The organism is Herbaspirillum sp. B65 (genome assembly GCF_000333555.1).
Lineage (GTDB): Bacteria > Pseudomonadota > Gammaproteobacteria > Burkholderiales > Burkholderiaceae_D > Herbaspirillum > Herbaspirillum rubrisubalbicans.
Genome location: NZ_BADI01001218.1, coordinates 1 through 2523 on the forward strand (window position 1 = coordinate 1; position 2523 = coordinate 2523).

Consider the following 2523-nt stretch of genomic DNA (forward strand, 5'->3'; position numbering starts at 1 on the left):
GGGCGGGTGAATCGTCATGCGCCAAGCCCAATGAGTTCGTCACCCTGGAGCAATTGGCACGATGTGAAAGTTTCTTCGATAACTTCATGGCATCGGCCCATCTGAAGCCGGTCTGAAAGCTGCTTGAAGCTAGTCCGTTCTCAGAATATGAAGAAAGGCGCCTGTCCCTCGCGGCGCAGGCGCCTTGTCTCTTGAGGGGGAGGCAGGTTCAGGCGGGAGCGCGCACGCGCTTGTCCAGCGAAGCCGAGAACGCTACCGTGGCCAAGCCCAGCAGGGCGAACACCGAGCCGATCAGGGGCAGGTCGGTCAGCGGCAGGCCGGCCGAGATGGCCAGGCCACCGACCCAGGCACCGCTTGCATTGCCCAGGTTGAAGGCACCCTGGTTGAGCGTGGAGGCCAGGTTGGGCGCGCCGCGTGCGGTATCGAGCACGCGGATCTGCGCGCCCGGCACCACCGCGAAGGCGAAAGCGCCCCAGGCGAACATGGTAGCCAGGGTCGGCCACTTGTAGTGGCTGGTGAAGGAGAACAGCCCCAGCACGATGGCGATGCACAGGAACACCGCACACATCACCGGCATCAGTTTCCAGTCGGCCAGCTTGCCGCCGACCAGGCCACCGACGGTGATGCCGGCACCGAACAACAGCAGCACCCAGCTTTCTTCCTGCGCGCTGAAGCCGGTCACGTTCAACAGGATGTAGGCGATGTAGGTGATGACGCTGAACATGCTGATCGAGGCCAGGGTCGAGGTCAGCAGCGAGAGCTGGACGCGGGTATCGATGATGGAGCGGAATTCCTGGAAGATATTGCCCCCTTGCATGGGGAGATGTCTGGGCAACATGGTCCACAGCATGGTGGCAGCCAGTGCGCCGATACCCGTGACTGCCCAGAAGGTGGCGCGCCAACCGGCCACATGGCCGAAGGCGGTGCCCAGCGGTACGCCCAGGATATTGGCCACCGTCAGGCCGGTGAACATCAGTGCCACGGCTTGGGCGCGCTTCTGGGGCGGCACCAGTTCCGCCGCCACCACCGAGCCGATGCCGAAGAAGGCGGCATGACAGAACGCGGTGACCACGCGCGCCACCATCAGGAAGTTGTAGTTGGGGGCCATTGCGCACAGCACATTGCCCAGGATGAACAGGCACATCAGTCCCACCAGCGCCTGCTTGCGCGGCCATTTGGCCGTGAGGATGGCCAGGATGGGGGCACCTGCGGCCACGCCCAGCGCGTAGCCGGAGACCAGCATACCGGCTGCGGGAGCCGATACTTTCAGGTCGCCGGCAACATCGGGCAGCAGGCCCATGATGACGAATTCGGTGGTGCCGATGCCAAAGGCGGCAACGGCAAGGGCAAACAGGGGCCAATTCATGCGCAGTCCAGGTGGAGGGTGGAGTGGAGGAGGGCGCGGCAGTGGAGACCGCGCAAAGCCGCAAGTTTACCGTTGGATGGAAATGCCTGCAGGACTCAGGCCGGACCGGATGCCAGCGGTCGTGCGAAGCAGCTCTTGAGCATCGACATCAGCGCGCCGTAGGCCGGCAGGAAGAACAGCAAGCTGATGGCGATCTTGAAGCCATAATCGACCAGCGCGATCTCCACCCAATGAGTGGCCATGAAGGGATCGCTGCTGCGCCAGAAGGCGATCGAAAAAAAGGCGATGGTATCGCTGGCGTTGCCGAAGATCATCGATACCGTCGGCGCCAGCCACCAGTGACGCGAGGCCCGCAGCCGATTGAAGACCTGCACGTCCAGCACCTGTCCCAGCACGTAGGCCATGAAGCTGGCAGCGGCGATGCGCGCCACGAACAGGTTGAAATGCGCCAGCGCGCCGAAGCCTTGCCACTGTCCCTGGTAGAACAGGGCCGAGATACCATAGGAAATGAACAAGGCCGGCAGCATCACCGCAAAGATGATGCGTCGTGCCAGCGGCGCGCCGAAGAAGCGTACCGTCAGGTCGGTGGCCAGGAAGATGAAGGGAAAACTGAAGGCGCCCCAGGTGGTATGCAGGCCGAACAGCGATACCGGCAACTGCACGAGGTAGTTACTGGAGGTGATCACCAGCAGGTGGAACAGGGAAAGCCAGGTCAGCACGGCGGCGTGCCGGCGCAGGTCGAGAGTGGTCATATGAACCTTTTTGATGAATGGGGGTGAGGGAACCCATGGAACATGCCCGGCCGCCAGCACGGCGATGGCCACAGCGGGCCGGTCAGAGCGGATAGAACGGACAGAAGGGGCAAGATTCTACCACAAGGCCGCCATGGGCCCGGCCGGCCAGTGCGGTACACTCTTGCGCTTTTGGGCAGGTGCAATGGACAGCAAGAAGGCTACCCTGATCGGACTGAGTGCGGTGCTCTTGTGGAGCGCCATCGTCGGCTTGATCCGCGGCGTGAGCCAACATCTGGGGGCCACGGGTGGGGCGGCGGCGATCTATACGGTGGCCTCGGTGATCCTGTGGATGTCGGTGGGTTTTCCGCGGCTCTCACGCTTCCCGCGCAAGTACCTGCTGTGGGGCAGTGTGCTGTTCGTGGC

2 protein-coding genes and 1 pseudogene are annotated in these 2523 nt (G+C 63.2%); 1 reads left to right on the forward strand and 2 read right to left on the reverse strand.

All coding sequences use genetic code 11. From position 1 onward, the window contains the following. Positions 1-208: 208 nt before the first annotated feature. Positions 209-1366, reverse strand: a complete 1158-nt coding sequence (locus I5W_RS28670) for an MFS transporter (RefSeq protein ID WP_044531808.1) — start codon at positions 1364-1366, stop codon at positions 209-211. Between the two features lie 95 nt (positions 1367-1461). Continuing rightward, positions 1462-2118 carry a 7-cyano-7-deazaguanine/7-aminomethyl-7-deazaguanine transporter gene (locus I5W_RS28675; RefSeq protein ID WP_044531809.1) on the reverse strand — a complete coding sequence of 219 codons (657 nt, stop codon included), beginning with the start codon at positions 2116-2118 and terminating at the stop codon, positions 1462-1464. Between the two features lie 184 nt (positions 2119-2302). Here I5W_RS28675 and I5W_RS28680 point away from each other — a divergent pair. Further along, a pseudogene (locus I5W_RS28680) lies at positions 2303-2523 on the forward strand (aromatic amino acid DMT transporter YddG); the annotation flags it as partial.

Coding starts and splice junctions, on each gene's coding strand:
- I5W_RS28670 (WP_044531808.1), bottom strand. CDS start 1,366: ATGAATTGGCCCCTGTTTGCCCTTGCCGTTGCCGCCTTTGGCATCGGC.
- I5W_RS28675 (WP_044531809.1), bottom strand. CDS start 2,118: ATGACCACTCTCGACCTGCGCCGGCACGCCGCCGTGCTGACCTGGCTT.